The 18,610-nt window shown below is 72.5% G+C and carries 18 protein-coding genes; 6 read left to right on the forward strand and 12 right to left on the reverse strand.

The window, feature by feature from the left end; genetic code table 11:
- Positions 1 to 62: 62 nt before the first annotated feature.
- The 11 genes from HNR10_RS05575 to hisD all read right to left on the reverse strand — a co-directional run bounded on the left by HNR10_RS05575 (position 63) and on the right by hisD (position 12,187).
- Positions 63 to 1,901, reverse strand: a complete 1,839-nt coding sequence (locus HNR10_RS05575; RefSeq protein ID WP_179821375.1) for an ABC transporter ATP-binding protein — start codon at positions 1,899 to 1,901, stop codon at positions 63 to 65.
- Positions 1,898 to 3,961, reverse strand: a complete 2,064-nt coding sequence (locus tag HNR10_RS05580) for an ABC transporter ATP-binding protein (protein WP_179821376.1) — start codon at positions 3,959 to 3,961, stop codon at positions 1,898 to 1,900. The genes HNR10_RS05575 and HNR10_RS05580 overlap by 4 nt, the downstream gene beginning before the upstream one ends.
- A 225-nt stretch (positions 3,962 to 4,186) precedes the next feature.
- Positions 4,187 to 5,338, reverse strand: a complete 1,152-nt coding sequence (locus tag HNR10_RS05585) for a M24 family metallopeptidase (protein ID WP_179821378.1) — start codon at positions 5,336 to 5,338, stop codon at positions 4,187 to 4,189.
- Between the two features lie 155 nt (positions 5,339 to 5,493).
- A complete protein-coding gene (locus tag HNR10_RS05590; protein ID WP_179821380.1) occupies positions 5,494 to 6,090 on the reverse strand; it encodes a peptidoglycan-binding domain-containing protein in 597 nt (198 codons plus the stop codon).
- Between the two features lie 293 nt (positions 6,091 to 6,383).
- Positions 6,384 to 7,157, reverse strand: coding sequence for an imidazole glycerol phosphate synthase subunit HisF (gene hisF, locus HNR10_RS05595; RefSeq protein ID WP_179821381.1), 774 nt, complete (start codon positions 7,155 to 7,157; stop codon positions 6,384 to 6,386).
- Entirely contained in the window at positions 7,154 to 7,912 is a 759-nt protein-coding gene (gene priA / locus HNR10_RS05600) for a bifunctional 1-(5-phosphoribosyl)-5-((5-phosphoribosylamino)methylideneamino)imidazole-4-carboxamide isomerase/phosphoribosylanthranilate isomerase PriA (RefSeq protein WP_179821383.1), read from the reverse strand. The genes hisF and priA overlap by 4 nt, the downstream gene beginning before the upstream one ends.
- Positions 7,913 to 7,944: 32 nt before the next feature.
- The gene (gene hisH, locus HNR10_RS05605; RefSeq protein WP_179821384.1) at positions 7,945 to 8,598 is read right to left on the reverse strand and encodes an imidazole glycerol phosphate synthase subunit HisH; all 654 of its coding nucleotides are present in this window, start codon (positions 8,596 to 8,598) and stop codon (positions 7,945 to 7,947) included.
- Positions 8,599 to 8,630: 32 nt separating this feature from the next.
- The gene (locus HNR10_RS05610) at positions 8,631 to 8,792 is read right to left on the reverse strand and encodes a hypothetical protein (protein WP_179821386.1); all 162 of its coding nucleotides are present in this window, start codon (positions 8,790 to 8,792) and stop codon (positions 8,631 to 8,633) included.
- Positions 8,793 to 9,386, reverse strand: coding sequence for an imidazoleglycerol-phosphate dehydratase HisB (gene hisB, locus HNR10_RS05615; RefSeq protein ID WP_179821387.1), 594 nt, complete (start codon positions 9,384 to 9,386; stop codon positions 8,793 to 8,795). It lies immediately after the preceding gene.
- Between the two features lie 131 nt (positions 9,387 to 9,517).
- Entirely contained in the window at positions 9,518 to 10,600 is a 1,083-nt protein-coding gene (locus HNR10_RS05620) for a histidinol-phosphate transaminase (protein WP_179821389.1), read from the reverse strand.
- A gap of 285 nt (positions 10,601 to 10,885) precedes the next feature.
- Positions 10,886 to 12,187: a histidinol dehydrogenase gene (gene hisD, locus HNR10_RS05625; protein ID WP_179821391.1), complete on the reverse strand. Its 1,302-nt coding sequence runs from the start codon at positions 12,185 to 12,187 to the stop codon at positions 10,886 to 10,888.
- Positions 12,188 to 12,447: 260 nt separating this feature from the next.
- On the opposite strand from hisD, the gene HNR10_RS05630 reads away from it, so the two are divergent.
- From HNR10_RS05630 to HNR10_RS05645, 4 genes are all read left to right on the forward strand, one after another.
- Entirely contained in the window at positions 12,448 to 13,008 is a 561-nt protein-coding gene (locus HNR10_RS05630; RefSeq protein ID WP_179821393.1) for a ferritin, read from the forward strand.
- A 191-nt stretch (positions 13,009 to 13,199) separates the two neighbouring features.
- Positions 13,200 to 13,988, forward strand: a complete 789-nt coding sequence (locus tag HNR10_RS05635) for an LON peptidase substrate-binding domain-containing protein (protein WP_179821394.1) — start codon at positions 13,200 to 13,202, stop codon at positions 13,986 to 13,988.
- Between the two features lie 126 nt (positions 13,989 to 14,114).
- Positions 14,115 to 14,567 carry a Cys-tRNA(Pro) deacylase gene (gene ybaK, locus HNR10_RS05640; RefSeq protein ID WP_179829552.1) on the forward strand — a complete coding sequence of 151 codons (453 nt, stop codon included), beginning with the start codon at positions 14,115 to 14,117 and terminating at the stop codon, positions 14,565 to 14,567.
- 83 nt (positions 14,568 to 14,650) lie between these two features.
- A complete protein-coding gene (locus HNR10_RS05645; RefSeq protein WP_179821396.1) occupies positions 14,651 to 16,513 on the forward strand; it encodes an AMP-dependent synthetase/ligase in 1,863 nt (620 codons plus the stop codon).
- 13 nt (positions 16,514 to 16,526) lie between these two features.
- Here the strand turns inward: HNR10_RS05645 and HNR10_RS05650 are convergent, their stop codons facing one another.
- Positions 16,527 to 17,276, reverse strand: coding sequence for a hypothetical protein (locus HNR10_RS05650; protein WP_179821398.1), 750 nt, complete (start codon positions 17,274 to 17,276; stop codon positions 16,527 to 16,529).
- Positions 17,277 to 17,346: 70 nt separating this feature from the next.
- Here HNR10_RS05650 and HNR10_RS05655 point away from each other — a divergent pair, with 70 nt between their 5' ends.
- Together HNR10_RS05655 and HNR10_RS05660 are read left to right on the forward strand one after the other, a co-directional pair.
- Positions 17,347 to 17,886 carry a DinB family protein gene (locus HNR10_RS05655; protein WP_179821399.1) on the forward strand — a complete coding sequence of 180 codons (540 nt, stop codon included), beginning with the start codon at positions 17,347 to 17,349 and terminating at the stop codon, positions 17,884 to 17,886.
- A 10-nt stretch (positions 17,887 to 17,896) separates the two neighbouring features.
- Positions 17,897 to 18,433 (forward strand): DinB family protein, encoded by a 537-nt coding sequence (locus HNR10_RS05660; protein WP_312889131.1) that lies wholly within the window; start codon positions 17,897 to 17,899, stop codon positions 18,431 to 18,433.
- The last annotated feature ends 177 nt before the right edge of the window (positions 18,434 to 18,610 follow it).

The following is an 18,610-nucleotide window of genomic DNA, read 5'->3' on the forward strand; positions in this document are numbered from 1 at the left end:
GCGGGCACGAGGCGCTCCCTCCGGCCCGGACCGGGGGGAGCCACCCGGCCTGGCGGCGCCCCTCAGGCCGAGGAGTGCACCCAGGAGGCGTAGAGGTCGGCGTAGACCCCCGGCCGGTCGACGAGTTCGGCGTGCGCGCCGCTCTGGACGATGCGTCCGTCGTCGAAGACGAGCACCCGGTCGGCCGCCTCGGCCGTGGAGAGCCGGTGGGCGATGGCCACGGACGTGCGGCCCCGCGTGAGCCGGTCCAGGGCGCGCTGGATGCGCACCTCGGTGTGCGGGTCCACCGCGGAGGTGGCCTCGTCCAGGACGAGCAGGTCGGGGTCGGCGACGTAGGCGCGCACGAGCGCGACGAGCTGGCGCTCCCCCGCCGAGAGCGACTCCCCCCGCTGGCCCACGGGGGTGTTCAGCCCGTGGGCGAGGCTGCCGAGCCAGTCGGCCAGCCCCAGTTCGGTGATGGCGGCCTCCAGTTCGGCGTCGGTGCTCTCGGGCCGCGCGAAGCGGATGTTGTCGCCGAGCGAGCTGTCGAAGAGGAAGCCCTCCTGCGGCACCATGACCACACGGCCGCGCAGCGAGGTGAACGCCACCTCCCGCAGGTCGACGCCGTCGAGGCGGACGGTGCCCTGCGCGGGGTCCATGAGCCGGGTCAGGAGCTTGACGAAGGTGGTCTTGCCCGAACCGGTCTCCCCCACCACGGCGACGCGGGTGCCGGGCGTGATGGTCACGTCCACGTCGTCCAGGACGACGGGGCCCTCGGGGTAGGAGTAGGTGACGTGGTCGAAGCGCACCTCGACGGGGCCGCGCGGGAGCACGTGGCCGGCCTCGCCGGGGTCGGCGATGTCGGGGACGGTGTCCAGGACACCGAGGACGCGCCGCCAGCCGGCGATGGCGTTCTGGGCCTCGTTGAAGATCTCGGTGGCCATCATCATGGGCTGGACGAACAGCGTCATCAGGAACAGGAAGGCGATGAGCTGGCCGGCGGTGAGGCCGCCGCCCAGTCCGAGCCACACCCCCACCAGGACCACGGCGGTGTTGCCGACGGCGGCGACGATCTCGGCGAAGGGCGAGACCGCCATGGACAGGCGCTGGGCCCGGACCTGGGCGGTGCGGGTGGCCAGCACGGTGGTGTCGATGCGTCCGGCGGTGCGCTCCTCGGTGCCGTGGGCGCGGATGACGGCGGCGCCCATGACGGTCTCGCCGACCGCGCCGAGCATGTCGCCGGTGCGCTCGCGGACCTTGAGGTAGGCCTTGGACAGCAGCTTCTGCAGCCAGCGCACGCCGAAGAGCAGGGGCAGGAAGCACACCCAGACGACGATGGTCAGCTGCCAGGAGTAGACGGCCATGAGGATGGTGGCCACGAGGAGCTGTCCGGAGCTGACGATCAGGAGCAGGCCGCCCCACTGCATGAACGTGCTGATCTGGTCGACGTCGCTGGTGACGCGGGAGACCAGGGCGCCCTTGCGCTCGCTGTTCTGGGTGAGGACGGACAGGTCGTGCACGTGCCGGAAGGCCTTGCGCCGCAGGGTGGCCAGTCCGGACTCGGTCGCCCGGTACAGGCGCAGGTTCATCAGGTAGGAGCAGGCCATGGTGACCACGAGCAGGCCGGCGCAGGTGGCGACCATGCGGGTGACGAACGCCAGGTCGGGTCCGTTCGGTCCGGTCAGGCCGTTGTCGATGATCTGCTGGACGGCGACGGGCACGATGATCTTGCCCGCGGTGGCGACCACGGCCAGGGCCAGGGTGACCCACAGGCCCTTGGCGAACTCCGGGGAGAGCTGGAGCCCGCGGCGCAGGGTGCCCACGGCGGTGTCGGTGGAGCGGTGCAGCGACAGCACGGAGCGGCGCCGGTCGCCGTCCTCGGGGGCGCGCTCGTCGGAGCGGGTCGGGGCTGGGGCGCTCATCGGCGGGTCTCCTCCGTGGTCGTGCCGCCGTTCGCTCCGGCGCGTGCGGTCGGGTCGGTGGGGGAGGTGTCGACGGGGCGCGGGTCGAGGGGCCCCGGTTCCTCGGGGACGGGATCCTGCGCGGCCTCGGCGGAGGCGCGCTCGTAGGCGGTGACGAGCTTGGTGTAGCCGGGCGAGGTGTGCAGGAGTTCGTCGTGGGTGCCGCGGGCCAGGACGCGTCCGCCTTCGAGGTAGACGACCTCGTCGGCGAGTTCGATGGTGGCGCGGCGGTAGGCGACCACGACCACGGTGGCCGAGTCGTCGCGTTCGCGCAGTCCGGCCAGGATCTGGGCCTCGATCTGCGGGTCCACGGCGGAGGTGGCGTCGTCCATGATCAGCAGTCGTGGCCGGCGCACGATGGCGCGGGCCAGGGCCAGGCGCTGGCGCTGGCCGCCGGAGAGGGTGGTGCCCTTCTCCCCCAGTCGGGCGTCGAGGCCGCCGTCGAGTTCGCGCACGAAGCCGTCGGCCCGGGCCAGGCGCAGGGCGGCCCACACCTGGTCGTCGTCGAGGTCCCGGCCCAGGGTGATGTTGTCGCGGACGGAGTCCTCGAAGACGAAGGTGCCCTGGGGCACGAGCGCGGCGTGGGTGGGGATCTGGTCGCGGGCCAGGTCGCGGACGTCGACGCCGTCCAGGGCGACGTGGCCGCTGTCGGGGTCGACCAGGCGCATCAGGACCGTGGTCAGCGTCGACTTGCCCGAGCCGGTGGGCCCGACCAGGGCGACGGTGCGCCCGGGGGCGATGTCGAGGTCGACGCCGTTGAGGACGGTGGTGCGCGCGCCGGTGGCGGTGTCGTCCATGAGGTCGTGCACGGCGCCGTCCTCGGTGTAGGCGTCGGCGTAGGAGAAGGTGACGTCGCGGGCGCTGAGCGCGATGCCGGTGGGGGTGTCGTCGAGCGTGCGGTCCCCGTAGGCCATGGCGCCCTCGGCGCGCAGGACGGACTGGACGCGGTCCCATCCGACGACGCTGCGGGGCAGGTCGCCCAGGATCCAGCCGAAGGCGCGGATGAACAGCGCCATGAGGGTGAAGAGGTAGGCGATCTGGACGAGGTCGCCGGGGTCGATGGCGCCGGTGGACAGGCGCCACATGCCCAGCAGGAGGACGGCCAGGACGCCGAAGTTGGGCAGGGCCTCCATGAAGGGGTCGAACAGGGAGCGCATCCGGCCGACCTGGATGAGGGCGTCGCGCAGGCGGTGGGCGGCATGGGTGAAGCGTTCCGTCTCGGTGTCCTCGCGGCCCAGGCTCTTGACGACGAGGGCTCCGTCGAAGGACTCGTGGGCCACGCCGCTGACCTCGGCACGCAGGGCCTGGGCACGGGAGGCCATGGGTGAGACGCGGCGCTGGTAGACGACGTTGGCCACGGCCAGGACCGGGAAGACGACGAAGCCGACCGCCGCCAGGACGGGGTCGGTGACGATCATGGCGATGCCCGCGGTGAGGAGCATGAACACGCTGCCGACCGCCATGGGCAGGGGCGCCAGGGGCGACCAGGAGGCCTCGACGTCGGCGTTGGCGTTGGACAGCAGTTGTCCGGTGGGGTGGCGGTGGTGCCAGGACAGCGGGAGGTCGAGGTACTTGCGGGCGACGGCGCGGCGGTAGCGGGCCTGCATGCGGAACTGGTGGAGTCCGGCGAAGAGGCGCCGCAGGGCGAGTCCGACGGCCTTGCCCAGGCCCACGCCCATGAGCAGGGCGGCCGCGGTGAGCAGGGCGGCGGCGGTGGTCCGCCCGTCCTCGAAGGCGGGCAGGATGGTGGCGTCGGTGAGGTGGCCCATGACCGAGGCCGACCCGACCGTGACGAAGGCGTGCAGCATGGCGCCGGCCACGGCGGTGAGGAAGACCAGGGGTTCGGTCCGCGCGGCGACCCACATGACCCGCAGGCCGCGCGCGAAGACGCGGGTGTGGCGCTCCGGCCCTTCCGGCCCTGGAGCGGGGGCCTGTCCGGACGCGGCGGCGTCGGCGCCTTCGCCGGGTGGCGCGCTGCCCTCCCCCTCGCTCCGGTCCCGCGTCGTCGTCCCCTGCGCCATGCGCCCCCCGTTCTCGTCGTGCGGTCGGCCGGATGAGGTCGACCGGGCAGCGGCCCCGGCGCGCGGCGTTCTCCGGGCATGCCGAAACGGGCCGTGCGCGTGCCGGGTCAACCTATCCAGCGGTAGCGACAGGTTCCACCGGTTTGTTTCAGCGTCGGCCGCTGCGGGGCTATTCCGTCCAGGTGGCGGGCGCGGTCAGCCTGTGCGCGGCGGGCCGGGGCGCGGTCATCCGGGGCGGGCGGGGTCGCGCGGCGTGGCGGTGAGGAGTTCGCCGCCGTCGTCGGTGACGAGCGCGGTGTCGGAGATCGCGTACGTGCCCACGCGCGGGTCGAGCACCCAGGACTGGATGTGGAAGGTCATTCCGGTGCGCAGGGCGGTGTCGTGGCCCGGGCGCAGGCCGTCGACCCGGCCCGACATCCAGCTCGGCAGGAACCCGAGGCCCACGGAGTACCCGCAGTGGTGGCGCTGGTAGGTCCGGCCCAGGCGTGCCTCGACGGTCCCCTTCCAGTCCCGGTACACGTCCTGTGCCGAGCGGCCGGGCCGGAGGCCGGCCGTGATCGCGTCCAGCCCGGCGTGCGCGATGTCGGCGGCGGCGCCGCCGGGGCCGGTTCCGTGCGGGCGGAGGGTCCGGCCGAGCGGGGCGTGGTACCGGGCGACCGCGGCGGAGAGTTCGAGGAAGAGCGGGTCCTCGGGCGTGACGGGGTCGTCGGTCCAGGCGACATGTTCCTGCCTGATCCGCCGGACGGGTCGCGCGAGCGGGACGAATCCGGGGTAGTCGCCGCCGGCCGAGAGCATGGCGTCCAGGACCGCGCCCACGATCTCCCCGCCCGCGCACCGGCCCTCCGCGGCGGCGATACCGGCCCGCATCCCGAGGTCGGACAGCCGCCCGGCCTCGCGCAGGCAGGCGATCTCGTGGTCGCTGCGCACCGCCTGGACCCGGGTGAGCAGACCGGCGACGTCGACCCACTCCGGCGATCCGAGGCGCCGGTCCAGGCCCCGCCACACGGTGACCGGGAGGGACAGGGACTCGGGCTGGCAGCCGAGGCGCTCGTCGCCCGCGAGCGGCGGGAGGGTGCCGCACACCGCATCGCACGGGTCCTCGCCGTCCGTGTACCCGGCGAAGGCGCAGTCGCCCGCCTGGGCCGCCGCCGTGGGGGCCTCCATCTCCCGTGCCACCAGCGTGGCCGTCGCCGACCGCGTGTCCAGGACCAGCGCGGTCAGGACGAAGTGCCCCTGGTTGTGCAGTCCGCTGAGGTAGTACACGTCCTCGGGCGCGGTGATGATCGCGGCGCCGATCCGCCTGCCCGCCATCGACTCCCGCAGCCGGGCACGGCGCCGCTCGTACTCGTGCGGGGGGATCCCCTCCGGTGTGGCCACACGACCTCCTCGGACACGGCTGCGGTCACACCCACACCGATACCCGGGACGCGGAGGCGGCAGACCTGGCCGCGGCGCGAAGCCGGCGGAACGCGGCCGGTGGCGGGATACGGCGGGACCACCGCCCGCGGCGAGTGGCGGGCGGCGGAACATGCCTAGCGGTCGTAGTCCTGGTAGGCGATGAGCGCCCGGAAGGTGGCGGGGCCGGTGATGCCGTCGACATCGGTGCCCAGGTGGTCCTGCGCGCCGCGGACCGCTCTCTCGGTCGCGGGTCCGTAGAGGCCGTCGGTGGCCAGGTGGAGGGCGTACTTGGCGTTGAGCAGGCGCTGGATCGCCTCGACCACGGGCCCGCTGGAGCCGCGCCGGTAGAGGCCGAAGGTGTCGTCGCTCAGCAGGTCCCAGGTCTGCTCGTCCAGCCGCCCGGTCTGGCTGATGCCGCCGTTGTCCTGGTAGGCGTTGACCGACGCCTCCATGTGCCCGTCGAACGGGATGGGGTGGTCGTAGTCCATGTGCGGGTCGTAGCCGTGGTGGATGAGCAGGAGCTTGGCCGCGGCGATGTCGACGTCGGCGTCACCGGTCCCGTAGTCGGGCCAGGGCTCGGTCGCGGCGGCGGGCGTGGGGACCGGGGCGGCGGGCCGGTCGTGGGCGGAGGCCGACGCGGTGCCGGCCAGGGCGACGGCCAGGACCAGGAGTCCGGCGGAGAGCAGGGCCGCCAGGCGGCCTGTGGGGGCGGTGCGCGTGGTGGTGGACATGAGAGGTGTTCCTTCCCCACGAGGATGATCCTCGTTCACCACCTGGGATGATCGGCGCGGACGTGTTGTTCACCACATGTTCGGCGAGCATGGCGCGGGGGCCGTGCCCGGCCGGGCACGGCCCCCGCCGTGTGGAGCCACCGGTCGTCGTCCCCAGCGGCCAGGTCTCGTCGTCGAGCCGTCCGGTCTCCTCCAGGCCGCCCGCGACCCGGTGGGCGTTGACCGGCCACGGCGGGGAACGAACGTTGTGTCCACGCCGCGTGGACCGGGAGGCCGGTCCCCAGGTGGTGCGCTCAGCGCACCGGGTGTCCGGCCTCCCGCAGGCTCCGCTTGACGTCCTCGATGGTGAACTCCCCGAAGTGGAAGACGGTCGCGGCCAGGACCGCGTCGGCGCCGGCCTCGACCGCGGGGACGAAGTGCTCCACGGCCCCCGCGCCGCCGGAGGCGATCAGCGGCACGTCCACGCGGGCGCGCACGGCCCGGATGAGCTCCAGGTCGAAGCCCTCCTTGGTGCCGTCGGCGTCCATCGAGTTGAGCAGGATCTCCCCCGCGCCCAGGTCGGCGGCGCGCTCACACCACTCCAGGGCGTCGATGCCGGTGCCCCGGCGCCCGCCGTGGGTGGTGACCTCGAACCCGCTGGGCGTGGGCTCGCCGCCCTCGCGGACGCGGCGCACGTCGGCGGAGAGCACCAGGACCTGGCGGCCGAAGCGCTCGGCGATCTCCGAGATGAGCTCGGGCCGGGCGATCGCGGCGGTGTTCACGCCGACCTTGTCCGCGCCCGCGCGCAGCAGCTGGTCGACGTCGTCGGTGCTGCGCACGCCGCCGCCCACGGTCAGGGGGATGAACACCTGGTCCGCGGTGCGGCGCACCACGTCGTAGGTGGTCTCCCGGTTGCCGCTGGAGGCGGTGACGTCCAGGAACGTGAGCTCGTCGGCGCCGCCGTGGTCGTAGGTCCCGGCGAGCTCCACCGGGTCCCCCGCGTCGCGCAGGTTCTCGAAGTTGACGCCCTTGACGACGCGGCCCGCGTCCACGTCCAGGCAGGGAATGACTCGGACGGCCAGGGTCACCGGTTCACGTCCTTCACGGTCGCCAGGGCGTCCTCCAGGGTGAACGCCCCCTCGTAGAGCGCGGTCCCCATGATCGCGCCCTCCACGCCCTCGGGCACGAGCGTGGCGATCGCGCGCAGGTCGTCGAGGCTGGACACGCCGCCGCTGGCCACGACCGGCTTGTCGGTGCGCTCGCACACGGTGCGCAACAGGTCCAGGTTGGGCCCCTTGAGGGTGCCGTCCTTGTTGACGTCGGTGACCACGTAGCGCGCGCAGCCCTCCGACTCCAGGCGCTCCAGGGTGGCGAACAGGTCGCCGCCGTCGCGCGTCCAGCCGCGGGCGGCCAGGGTGGTGCCGCGCACGTCCAGGCCGATGGCGATCTTGTCGCCGTGCTCGGCGATGATCTTCGCGCACCACTCGGGGTTCTCCAGCGCGGCGGTGCCGATGTTCACGCGTCGGCAGCCGGTGGACAGGGCGGCGGCCAGGGACTCGTCGTCGCGGATGCCGCCGGACATCTCGACCTTGACGTCCAGGCGGCCGACGATGTCGCGCAGCAGGTCGCGGTTGTGTCCGCGGCCGAAGGCGGCGTCCAGGTCCACGAGGTGGATCCACTCGGCGCCGGCGTTCTGCCAGGCGGTGGCGGCTTCGAAGGGGTCGCCGTACTGGCCGCCGGAACCGGCCTTGCCCTGGACGAGCTGGACGGCCTGGCCGCCCGCCACGTCCACGGCGGGCAGCAGTTCGAGGGCGGGGGTGGTCGGGGTGGTCTCGCCGGTCATCGTGCCTTCTCGTACTCGGTGGGGTGGTCGCGCTACAGGGTGGCGGCCCAGTTGGCCAGCAGGCGGGCGCCGGCGTCGCCGGACTTCTCCGGGTGGAACTGCGTGGCGCTCAGCGGCCCGTTCTCGACGGCGGCCACGAACGGTTCGCCGTGTTCGGCCCAGGTGACCCGGGGCGGGTTCACGCGCGGGTTGTGGGAGGCGAGCTCCCAGGTGCGCACGGCGTAGGAGTGCACGAAGTAGAACCGGTCGTCGGGGTCGATGCCGTCGAAGAGCACGGAGTCCTCCGGCGCGCGGACGGTGTTCCAGCCCATGTGGGGCAGGATGGGCGCGCGCAGGCGCTCGACGGTGCCGGGCCACTCGCCGCAGCCCTCGGTGGCCTTCTCCTCGGCGTGCACGCCGGCCTGCTCGACACCGCGGTCGAAGAGGACCTGCAGGCCCACGCAGATGGCCAGGACGGGGCGTCCCCCGGCCACGCGCCTGCCGATGACGCGGTCGCCGCCGGCGGCCCGCAGGCTGGACATGCAGGCGCTGAAGGCGCCCACACCGGGGACGACGAGCCCGTCGGACTCGAGCGCCACGCGCGGGTCGGAGGTGACGGTCACCTCGGCGCCGGTGCGCTCCATGGCGCGCTGGGCCGAGCGCAGGTTGCCGGAGCCGTAGTCGAAGACGACCACGTGTGCGGGCATGGGAGTGCTTCCCTTTCTCGAGGGGCCGGTGTCTACAGGTAGCCGAGCCGGAGCACGCCGGCGGCCACGGCCAGCGCCGTGCATCCGCCCAGGGCGACGGCCAGGACCCGGTTGGTCTTCCACAGGGCGTAGGTGCCTCCGGCCAGGAACCCGGCCAGCACGATGAAGAACAGGCCCCACAGCTGGTGGTCCATCTACAGGGCGCCCTTGGTGGACGGGATCCCGCTCACGCGCGGGTCGTTCTCGGTGGCCGTGCGCAGGGCGCGGGCCAGGGCCTTGAACTGGCACTCGACGATGTGGTGGGCGTTGCGGCCGTAGGGCACGTGGACGTGCAGGGCGACGCGCGCCTGGGCGACGAACGACTCCAGGATGTGCCGGGTCATGGTGGTGTCGTAGTCGCGGCCGATGATCGGCGCCATGCCCTCCGGCTCGCTGTGCACGAGGTAGGGGCGGCCCGAGACGTCGACGGTGACCTCGGCGAGGGCCTCGTCCAGGGGCACCTTGGCGTCGGCGAAGCGGCGGATGCCGCGCTTGTCGCCGAGGGCCTCGCGGAAGGCGGCGCCCAGGGCCAGGGCGGTGTCCTCCATCGTGTGGTGGGAGTCGATGTGCAGGTCGCCCTCGGTGCGCACGGTGATGTCGAACAGGCCGTGCTTGGCGAGCTGGTCGAGCATGTGGTCGAAGAAGCCGACGCCGGTGGAGACGTCGGCGACCCCGGTACCGTCGAGGTCGATCTCGACCCTGACCTTGGTCTCCTTGGTGGCGCGTTCGACGCGTCCGATGCGGCTCATGGTGGTCCCTCCTGGCGTTGAGGATAGGCGGCCGTCAGGCCGTTCGTTGCTGGTGGCACGTGGGCGGTACTGCGGCCGAAGGCCGTCCGTTGAGGCTGGTGGTGGGCGGCGGGCGGTCGGTCAGCGGCCGGTCAGCGGCCGGTGGCCGCGAGCAGGGCGGTGCGGAAGGCGGCCATCTCCTGCGGGGTGCCGACGGTGACGCGCAGCCAGCCGGGCGGGCCGACCTCGCGGATCAGCACCTGGTGGTCGAGCATCGCCCGCCACACGCTCGTGCGGTCCTCGAACTCGCCGAACTGGACGAAGTTGGCGTCGGAGTCGGCGACGGCGAAGCCGTGCCCGCGGAGCCAGGCGACCAGGGCGTCGCGTTCGGCGCGCAGGTCGTCGACGGCGCCGAGGAGCTCGTCGGCGTGGTCGAGTGCGGTGAGCGCGACCACCTGGGTGACCGCGGACAGGTGGTAGGGCAGGCGGACCAACTGGAGGGCGTCGACCACGGCCGGGTGGGCGGCGAGGTAGCCCACACGCGCGCCGGCCAGGGCGAACGCCTTGGACATGGTGCGCGAGACGATGAGCCGCGGGTGGTCGTCCAGCAGGGTCACGGCGCTGGGCGTGTCCTCGCGGCGGAACTCGGCGTAGGCCTCGTCCACGACCAGGACCCCGGGTGCCGCCTCGGCCAGGCGCCGGATGTCGGCGATGTCCACGGCGGTGCCGGTGGGGTTGTTGGGCGAGGTGAGGAAGACGACGCTGGGCCGGTGCTCCTCGATGGCGGCCAGGGCGGCCTCGACGTCGACGCGGAAGTCGGCGTCGCGCGGGACCGGGACCCACGCGGTGCCGGTGCCGCGCGAGATGATCGGGTGCATCGAGTAGGAGGGCTCGAACCCCATCGCGGTGCGGCCGGGGCCGCCGAAGGCCTGGAGGATCTGCTGGAGGACCTCGTTGGAGCCGTTGGCGGCCCACACCTGGGCGGCGGTGAGCCCGTGGCCGAGGTAGGCGGCCAGGCCCTCGCGCAGGCGGACGGCGTCGCGGTCGGGGTAGCGGTTCAGGTCGAGGGCGGTCTCGGCGACCGCCTCGGCCAGGGCCTTGGCCAGGCGCGCGGACGGCGGGTGCGGGTTCTCGTTGGTGTTGAGGACCACCGGCACGTCCATCTGCGGCGCACCGTAGGGCGACTGGCCTTTGAGGTCGTCGCGCAGGGGCAGGTCGTTCAGGCTGAAACTCACGTGTGTCACGCTCGTGCTCGGTTGTGGGCCGGTGGGTTGTGTGGCCGTCGGTCCGTCCGTTCGGGCGGACCCGTGGTCCTTCGATGAGGACGACGGCGGGCGAGCCGGTGGCCGTGCGACCACCCCTCCGGGCAGACCCGTCGGACCGTGGTGCCCGATCCTGAGGGCCGCGACGTCCGACTTCTGTGGTCACCTCCGTCACGCGATGCCGGACGCATCCGGGGCGCGTGTGACGACGGTGGTCGCGGTGACCGCATCCCGCACCTCCCGGCGGGGCCGTCGGCCTCAGCCCCGGCTCGGGTCCGTCCGCGCGGACACGGCCTCGCCGTGCGCGGGCAGGTCCTCGGCCTCGGCCAGGGCGACCACATGATGGGCGACGTCGGCCAGCGCGTCGCGGTCGTAGTCGACGATGTGCACCCCCCGCAGGAAGGTCTGCACGCTCAGGCCACCGGAGTGGCAGGCGCAGCCGCCGGTGGGCAGGACGTGGTTGGACCCGGCGGCGTAGTCCCCCAGGGAGACCGGCGAGTGGTCGCCCACGAAGATCGCGCCCGCGTTGCGCACGCGGTCGGCGACCGCCCGGGCGTCCTCGGTCATGATCTCCAGGTGCTCGGCCGCGTAGGCGTTCACGATGGCGAGCCCGTGGTCGAGGTCGTCGACCAGGACGATGCCGGACTGGGGCCCCGCGAGGGCCTCGCGGACGCGGTCGCCGTGCTTGGTGGCGGCGACGCGGACGGCCAGGCGCGCGGTGACGGCCTCGGCCAGGGCCTCGTCCGGGGTCACCAGGACGGAGGCGGCGACGACGTCGTGCTCGGCCTGGCTGATGAGGTCGGCGGCGACGTAGTCGGGGTCCGCGGTGGTGTCGGCCAGGATCGCGATCTCGGTGGGGCCGGCCTCGGCGTCGATGCCGATGACGCCCTTGAGCAGGCGTTTGGCCGCGGCGACCCAGATGTTGCCCGGGCCGGTGACCATGTCGACGCGTTCGCACTCGCCCGCGCCGTAGGCGAACATCGCCACGGCCTGGGCGCCGCCGACGGCGTAGACCTCGTCGACGCCCAGCAGGGCGCAGGCCGCGAGGATGGTCGGGTGCGGCAGCCCGCCGAAGTCGCTCTGCGGCGGCGAGCTGACGGCCAGGGAGCGCACCCCCGCCTCCTGGGCGGGAACGACGTTCATGATGACGCTGGACGGGTAGACCGCGCGGCCGCCCGGTACGTACAGGCCGACCCGGTCGACGGGGATCCACTTCTCCGTCACGGATCCGCCGGGGACGACCCGGGTGGTGTGGTCGGTGCGGCGCTGGTCGCGGTGGACCAGGCGGGCGCGCCGGATGGACTCCTCCAGCGCGGCGCGCACGACCGGGTCGAGGCCCGTCAGGGCGGCGTCGATCGCGTCCTTGGGGACGCGGATGTCGGTGAGCCGGACGCCGTCGAAGCGTTCGGTGAGGTCGATCAGTGCCTCGGTGCCGCGATGGCGTACGTCCTCGCACAGGGGCCGCACGCGGTCGACGGCGGCCGCCACGTCGAGTTCCGCCCGCGGAAGGGCTTCTCGGGGGTCGCCTTGGGTGCCTCGGAGGTCGATTCGACTGATCACGGCCCCAGTCTAGGGTGCTCCGCCCGTCTGGTGGGTGGCGGTGTCCGAATGATGGACACCACATCCGCGCGCGACCGGTGCGACCGGGGCGAACACCGCCGGAGGGGCATCGGCGAACACCGCCCCGCATACCGGACGAATAAGTGTCGCCTTACTTTGGAATACCTAACCTCAGCGATATTGCGAAAGGCTTGCCTAACTAATTCCGGCACACCCGGGCGCGTTTCGCATATTGCTTTTGTTTGCGTTATCGTAGGGCCATGACTTCAGGTAAGAGTTCGGATAGCGGTCTTTCCAAGTTCCACCGTCTCCTGGTTGACCAGGTGCGACACGAGTTCACCGCTTCGCACCAGTACGTCGCGATCGCGGCCTGGTTCGACAACCAGGACCTGCCGCAGCTGGCCCGGGTGTTCTACGAGCAGTCGCTCGAGGAGCGCGACCACGCGATGATGATCGTGCGTTTCCTCCTGGACAGCGACATCGACTTCGCCATGCCGGGTGTGGACGAGATCGAGACGCATTTCACGTCTCCGCGCGATCTCGTCGCCCTGGCCCTGCGCCAGGAGCGCGAGGTGACCGACCAGTTCCTGCGTATGGCCAAGGTCGCCCGCGACGAGGACGACTACACCGGCGAACAGTTCCTCCAGTGGTTCATCCAGGAGCAGACCGAGGAGGTCGCCACGATGTCCACGCTGCTCAACGTGGTGGACCGCTCCAACGGCAACCTGTTCGACGTGGAGACCTTCGTCGCCCGCGACATGCCCAGCGAGGACGCCGGCAGCCAGGGCGCCCCTGGCACGGCCGGACCGTCGGTCTCCTGACCGCACCAGAATCCACGGCCACCGGGGGGTGGCCCGTCCACGCGTCCCGGGGTGTCGGCACGGCCGGTCTTTGAGGGGAGAACCGGCCGTCCCGCCCCGGGACGCTCGCGTGTGCCCGGTGCGGGGCGCTGTGGTGCGCCCCGCCCGGGACGGCGACGCCCGTAGCGCGTCGTGACCGGCATACTGGGGGTATGCCCGTGGCACTGCCGATCTTTCCGCTGAACACCGTGTTGTTCCCCGGTATGAGCGTCCCCCTGCACATCTTCGAGCGGCGCTACCGCCGCCTGGTCTCGGAACTGCTCGACACCGATACCGACACCGACACCGCGTCCTCCGCCGCCCGGGAGAGCGCGCGCGGACCGCGGCGCTTCGGGGTGGTGTGGATCGAGCTGGGCCACGAGGTGGCCAGCGAGTCCGGGCAGGGCGCGGGCGGCGCGGAGACGGGCGTGCCGACGACCGGCGGCTCGCACACGTCGCTGCCCCGGATCAGTGCGGTCGGGTGCACGGCCGTGGTCCGCGATGTGCGGCCCTACGGCGACGGGCGCTACGACCTGGTCGTGGAGGGCGGTGCCCGGTTCTCGGTCACCGACCTGTCCGAGGTGGACCCCTCCTCCCCCGACGAGTACGCGAGAGGCTCGGTGTCGTTCCTGCCCGAGCCCCTGGGGCCGGACGTGGAGGAGCACGCCGAACGGGTCCGGGACCTGTACGAGGTCTACTGCGAGCGCCTGGCCGCGATCGGCATGGCGCCCGAGACCTCACCCGACCTGCCCAAGGACCCGATCGCCCTCTCCTATTCGGTGGCGGCCTCGACGGTGCTGGACCAGGCGGAGAAGCAGCGGCTGCTGGAGGCGGAGGACGCCGCGACGCGGTTGGCGGTGGCCGCGCGCTTCCTGCGCAGGGAGAACCGGATCGTGGCGGCTCCCACTCTTCCCAACCTTCCCGCGGGTCCCTTCCTCAACAACGGCGTCTCGTTCAACTAGATTGCTGGGCGGGCCGGGAGTGCGTCCGGAACAGTCGGGTCGCGCTCTCCCGCCGGAAGCAGACCCGCGCCCAGGCGCGCCGACACCACCAGGGGATCCATGAGTGCACAAGCCACGCCCGCGACCGTGGCCGCCGGGCGGACCAAGACGACCTTCACCCTTCATCCGTACTCCGCCGACGGCGACGGGCACTCCTACGGGGCCGACGCCGCCGACGCGCTCGGTGTCCCGCACGCGCAGGTCTTCAAGACGCTGATCGCGGAGGTGGACGGGGTCTTCACCGTGGGGGTCGTCCCGGTGAGCACGACACTCAACCTCAAGGCACTGGCGGCCGCGGTCGGCGGAAAGAAGGCGACGATGGCGGATCCGGCCCGCGCGGAGAAGATCACGGGGTACGTGCGCGGCGGCATCAGCCCGCTGGGGCAGCGCAAACGGCTGCGGACGGTGGTGGACTCCTCGGTCACGGGCCTGCCGTCGGTGTTCGTGTCCGCCGGGCGGCGCGGTTTGCAGATGGAGCTGGCACCGCGGGACCTCATCTCCCTGACCGAGGCCGTCACCGCGCCGATCGGCGCGCTCTGACCCGATCCGACCCGGCCCGGTCCGGGGCCGGAGCGTGTGTACCGACTGTTGCCGCAACCCCTACCCAGGGGTAGCTTTGTGACATGGGCAACAGTGAATCCCCCGCCCGTTCCGTCCCCGACATGTTCCTCTCCCGCGTGCGGGAGTCGGGTGACCACGAGGCCTTCAGCTTCCCCGTCCCCAACACGACCGGCGCTCCGGAGGAGTGGAGGTCCCTCACCTGGTCACAGACACTGGACCGGGTGCGCAACATCGCGCTCGGCCTGCACACGCTCGGAGTGACCTCCCAGGCCAGGTGCGCCATCGACGCGAGCACCAGGATCGAGTGGATCCTGGCCGACCTCGGCGTGTTGTGCGCCGGCGGTGCCGTCACCACCATCTACCCCTCCTCCACTCCGCCCGACTGCGCCTACATCGTCTCCGACTCGGGGAGCATGGTCGCCTTCGCCGAGGACGCGGAGCAGGTGGCCAAGCTCGTCGACCAGCGTCCGAGGATGCCGGGGCTGTCCAAGGTCGTGGTCTTCGACGGCGAGGGCGACGGCGACTGGGTCATGACGCTGGCCGAACTGGAGGCCCGGGGCGCTGAGCTGGCCACGGAACAGCCCGACCTGTTCGACGAGCTCGTGGACGCGGTCCATCCCGACCACCTCGCCACGCTCATCTACACCTCCGGCACCACCGGTCGGCCCAAGGGCGTCCGGCTGGACCACGCCAACTGGCTGTACGAGGCGCAGGCGGTCCACGACCTCGGGGAGGAGGTCAAGGCGCAGGGCCACGACCTGATGACCGGTGACGACGTGCAGTACCTGTGGCTGCCGCTGTCCCATGTGTTCGGCAAGTACATGCAGGTCAGCCAGTTGCGGATGGGGTTCCGGACGGCGGTGGACGGGCGCGTCGACAAGATCGTCGACAACCTGGCGATCGTGCGGCCCACGTTCATGGCGGCGGCGCCGCGCATCTTCGAGAAGGTCTACAACCGGGTGGTCATGCAGGCCAAGGAGGGCGGCGCCGCCAAGTTCCGCATCTTCACCTGGGCCGTGGGCGTGGGCGACCGGGTCGCCCGGGTCAGGGAGCAGGGCAAGGAGCCCACGGGCCTGCTCGCCCTCCAGCACGCGGTGGCCGACCGGCTGGTGTTCAGCAAGCTGCGGGCCAGGTTCGGCGGACGGCTCAAGTTCTTCGTGTCGGGCAGCGCGCCCCTCGCCCCGGAGATCGGACGCTTCTTCTACGGTGCCGGCGTGACGATCCTGGAGGGGTACGGGCTCACCGAGACCAGCGCGGGCTCCTTCGTCAACCGACCGGGCGACGTGCGTTTCGGCACCGTCGGGCTCCCCATGCCGGGCACGGAGGTGCGGATCGCCGAGGACGGTGAGGTGCTCCTGCGCGGCGGCGGTGTGATGCGCGGCTACCACAACCTCTCCGGTGCCACCGAGGAGGTGCTCACCGAGGACGGTTGGTTCGCCACCGGCGACATCGGTGTCCTGGAGGACGGCCGGCTGCGGATCACCGACCGCAAGAAGGAGCTGATCAAGACCTCCGGCGGCAAGTACGTGGCGCCGCAGGGCATCGAGAGCCGGTTCAAGTCGGTGTGCCCCTACATCAGCAACTTCATCGTGCACGGCGACCGGCGCGCGTACTGCGTGGCGCTGGTGGCCCTGGACCCCGAGGCGATCGAGGTCTGGGCGGAGGACAACGGCCTGGGGGCCCTGAACTACTCCGGGCTGGTCGACGAGCCGAAGGTGCGGCAGATGGTGCAGGAGGCCATCGACGTGCTGAACCGGGACCTGCCGCGGCACGAGACGATCAAGAAGTTCGCCATCCTGCCCCGCGAGCTCTCCGTGGACGAGGGGGAGATCACGCCCAGTCTGAAGATGCGGCGGAGGGCGGTCGAGGACAAGTACCGCGACCTGCTCGACGCCATGTACGAGGACTCGGTCCGGACCGTGTGACTCGGGCGGCGGGTCAGGCCTCGTCGGGCCGCGTCTCGCCGTCGGACGGGCCCCGGTGGGCGGGTGGGCGCGAGGCGGGTCCGCCCCGCGCCGGGGCCTGCGGCGTGTCGGGGGTCCGCTCGGCCTCCGCTGCGCGTCCGGTGGCCTGGTCGGCAGCGGGGCCGGGGGCGGGGGGTGATGCAGGGGTGGTGACGCCGGGGCTCCGCACGGGTGTCCGCTCCGGCACCCCGGGCTGGTCACGGCGGATCGCACTGATCAGGTCCAGCAGCGCGTACTGCAGGACGAAGACGAAGGGCCAGGCCACCAGGAAGGCGGTGGCACGCAGCCGGAGTCCGACCTCGACGGTCTCCCCCGGTTCGGCCGCCGCCAGCGCCGCGTGCAGCGGGGCGTCCAGGGCCGTGCCGATCCGCCAGGTGAGCAGCGTGGCCGCGACCGCGCCCGCGAACCCGGCCAGCAGGCACACCATCCGCAGGTCCTGGGACACGCGCCGCGCCAACGGGAACTGCACCATGTAGGCGACGTAGCCGGTGACCAGCCCGGCGATCGCGGTCATGACGACGAAGTAGCCCTCGCCCGCGAACACGGCCTGGCTGGTGCCGGTGAAGACCTCGCCGTCGCCGAGCGCGGTGCCCTCGGCCCGGACGGGAACCAACCCCCACCACAGCGGCCCCAGGAGAGCTCCCAGCAGCGCCACGCCTCCGAACAGGCACGCCCCCACGATCAGTCGGCGTTGTGCCCCTGCGGGCCGCCCGTCCTCGGTCATCCGGTCCTCCCCGTCCCCGTCGCCCCGAAAACCACTGGCTGCGGGGCATGGCCGGAAGGAGAATACCGGCATGAGCGACATGAACAGCCCCGTCACCCTGTCCGCGACCCCGCGTGTCGACCCGCCGATGGCCGCGGACGAGCGCACGATGCTCCTGTCCTGGCTGGACTGGCACCGGGCCACGGTGCACGCCAAATGCGCCGGCCTGGCGGCTGAGCTGTCCTCGGCCACGCCCCTGCCCGCGTCGCCGCTGATGAGTATCGGCGGCATCGTCTCCCACCTGCGCTGGGTCGAGGCGTACTGGTTCGAGGTGGTGCTCCTCAACCAGCCGCATCCGGCGCCCTACTCCGTCGACGATCCCGACGGCGAGTTCCGGGTCGGCTTGCACCGACCGCTCAGCGAGCTCCTGGACGAGTACGACGCCCAGTGCGCGCGCTCCCGGGAGATCACCACGCGGCTCGAACTCGGCAGTTCCGCCCGGGCCGTCACCGACCATCGAGGGCGCACGACCCTGCGGTGGGTGCTGCTGCACATGATCGAGGAGACCGCCCGGCACAACGGGCACCTGGACCTCCTGCGTGAACTCGCCGACGGAACCACCGGCGAATAGGTTCGCCACCGTGACGACCGGATCGTCCCCTTCCGTCCCCTCGGCCGCACGCCTCGACCCGCCCGTGGACGCCGACGAGGCCACCATGCTGAGCGCGTGGCTGGACGCGCACCGCGCGACCGTCCACCGCACGTGTACCGGTCTGGGCGCCCGGCACGCCGCGGCCACTCCGCTGCCGGGTTCCCCGCTGATGAGTATCGGGGGGATCGTCTCCCACCTGCGCTGGGTGGAGCACGCCTGGTTCGAGATGCTCCTCCTGGGTCTTCCCAGGCAGGGCCACGCCGCCGCGGACGCCCCCGACGCCGAGTGGCGCCGCGGCACCGAGATCCCGCTCCCCCGGCTGCTCGACGAGTACGGAGCCCAGTGCGAGCGGTCCCGGAAGGTCACCGCGCGACTCGACCTGGACACCCCGGCGCTGCGTGCGCGCAGCGCTGAGGATCCGACCACCCTGCGGTGGGTCCTCGTGCACATGATCGAGGAGACCGCCCGGCACAACGGGCACCTGGATCTCCTGCGCGAACTCGCCGACGGAACCACCGTCCGGTAGTTCCCGCCCCGCACACGCGAGGGCGGGGAAGAACGCCGGTGCTGCTCACCATCGCGACGCACTCCCCGTGCACGGGAGCGCGGGAGGACACCATCGCGAGATCCGCATGGGGGTACGGCGGTGCGGTAGCCGGCTCCCGCGCTACCGATCCCTCACACGGACGGAAGCGGGCCGGCG

Source organism: Nocardiopsis aegyptia (assembly GCF_013410755.1).
Lineage (GTDB): Bacteria > Actinomycetota > Actinomycetes > Streptosporangiales > Streptosporangiaceae > Nocardiopsis > Nocardiopsis aegyptia.

Coding starts and splice junctions, on each gene's coding strand:
- HNR10_RS05575 (WP_179821375.1), bottom strand. CDS start 1,901: ATGAGCGCCCCAGCCCCGACCCGCTCCGACGAGCGCGCCCCCGAGGAC.
- HNR10_RS05580 (WP_179821376.1), bottom strand. CDS start 3,961: ATGGCGCAGGGGACGACGACGCGGGACCGGAGCGAGGGGGAGGGCAGC.
- HNR10_RS05590 (WP_179821380.1), bottom strand. CDS start 6,090: ATGTCCACCACCACGCGCACCGCCCCCACAGGCCGCCTGGCGGCCCTG.
- priA (WP_179821383.1), bottom strand. CDS start 7,912: ATGACCGGCGAGACCACCCCGACCACCCCCGCCCTCGAACTGCTGCCC.
- hisH (WP_179821384.1), bottom strand. CDS start 8,598: ATGCCCGCACACGTGGTCGTCTTCGACTACGGCTCCGGCAACCTGCGC.
- HNR10_RS05610 (WP_179821386.1), bottom strand. CDS start 8,792: ATGGACCACCAGCTGTGGGGCCTGTTCTTCATCGTGCTGGCCGGGTTC.
- hisB (WP_179821387.1), bottom strand. CDS start 9,386: ATGAGCCGCATCGGACGCGTCGAACGCGCCACCAAGGAGACCAAGGTC.
- HNR10_RS05630 (WP_179821393.1), top strand. CDS start 12,448: ATGACTTCAGGTAAGAGTTCGGATAGCGGTCTTTCCAAGTTCCACCGT.
- HNR10_RS05635 (WP_179821394.1), top strand. CDS start 13,200: ATGCCCGTGGCACTGCCGATCTTTCCGCTGAACACCGTGTTGTTCCCC.
- HNR10_RS05645 (WP_179821396.1), top strand. CDS start 14,651: ATGGGCAACAGTGAATCCCCCGCCCGTTCCGTCCCCGACATGTTCCTC.
- HNR10_RS05650 (WP_179821398.1), bottom strand. CDS start 17,276: ATGACCGAGGACGGGCGGCCCGCAGGGGCACAACGCCGACTGATCGTG.
- HNR10_RS05655 (WP_179821399.1), top strand. CDS start 17,347: ATGAGCGACATGAACAGCCCCGTCACCCTGTCCGCGACCCCGCGTGTC.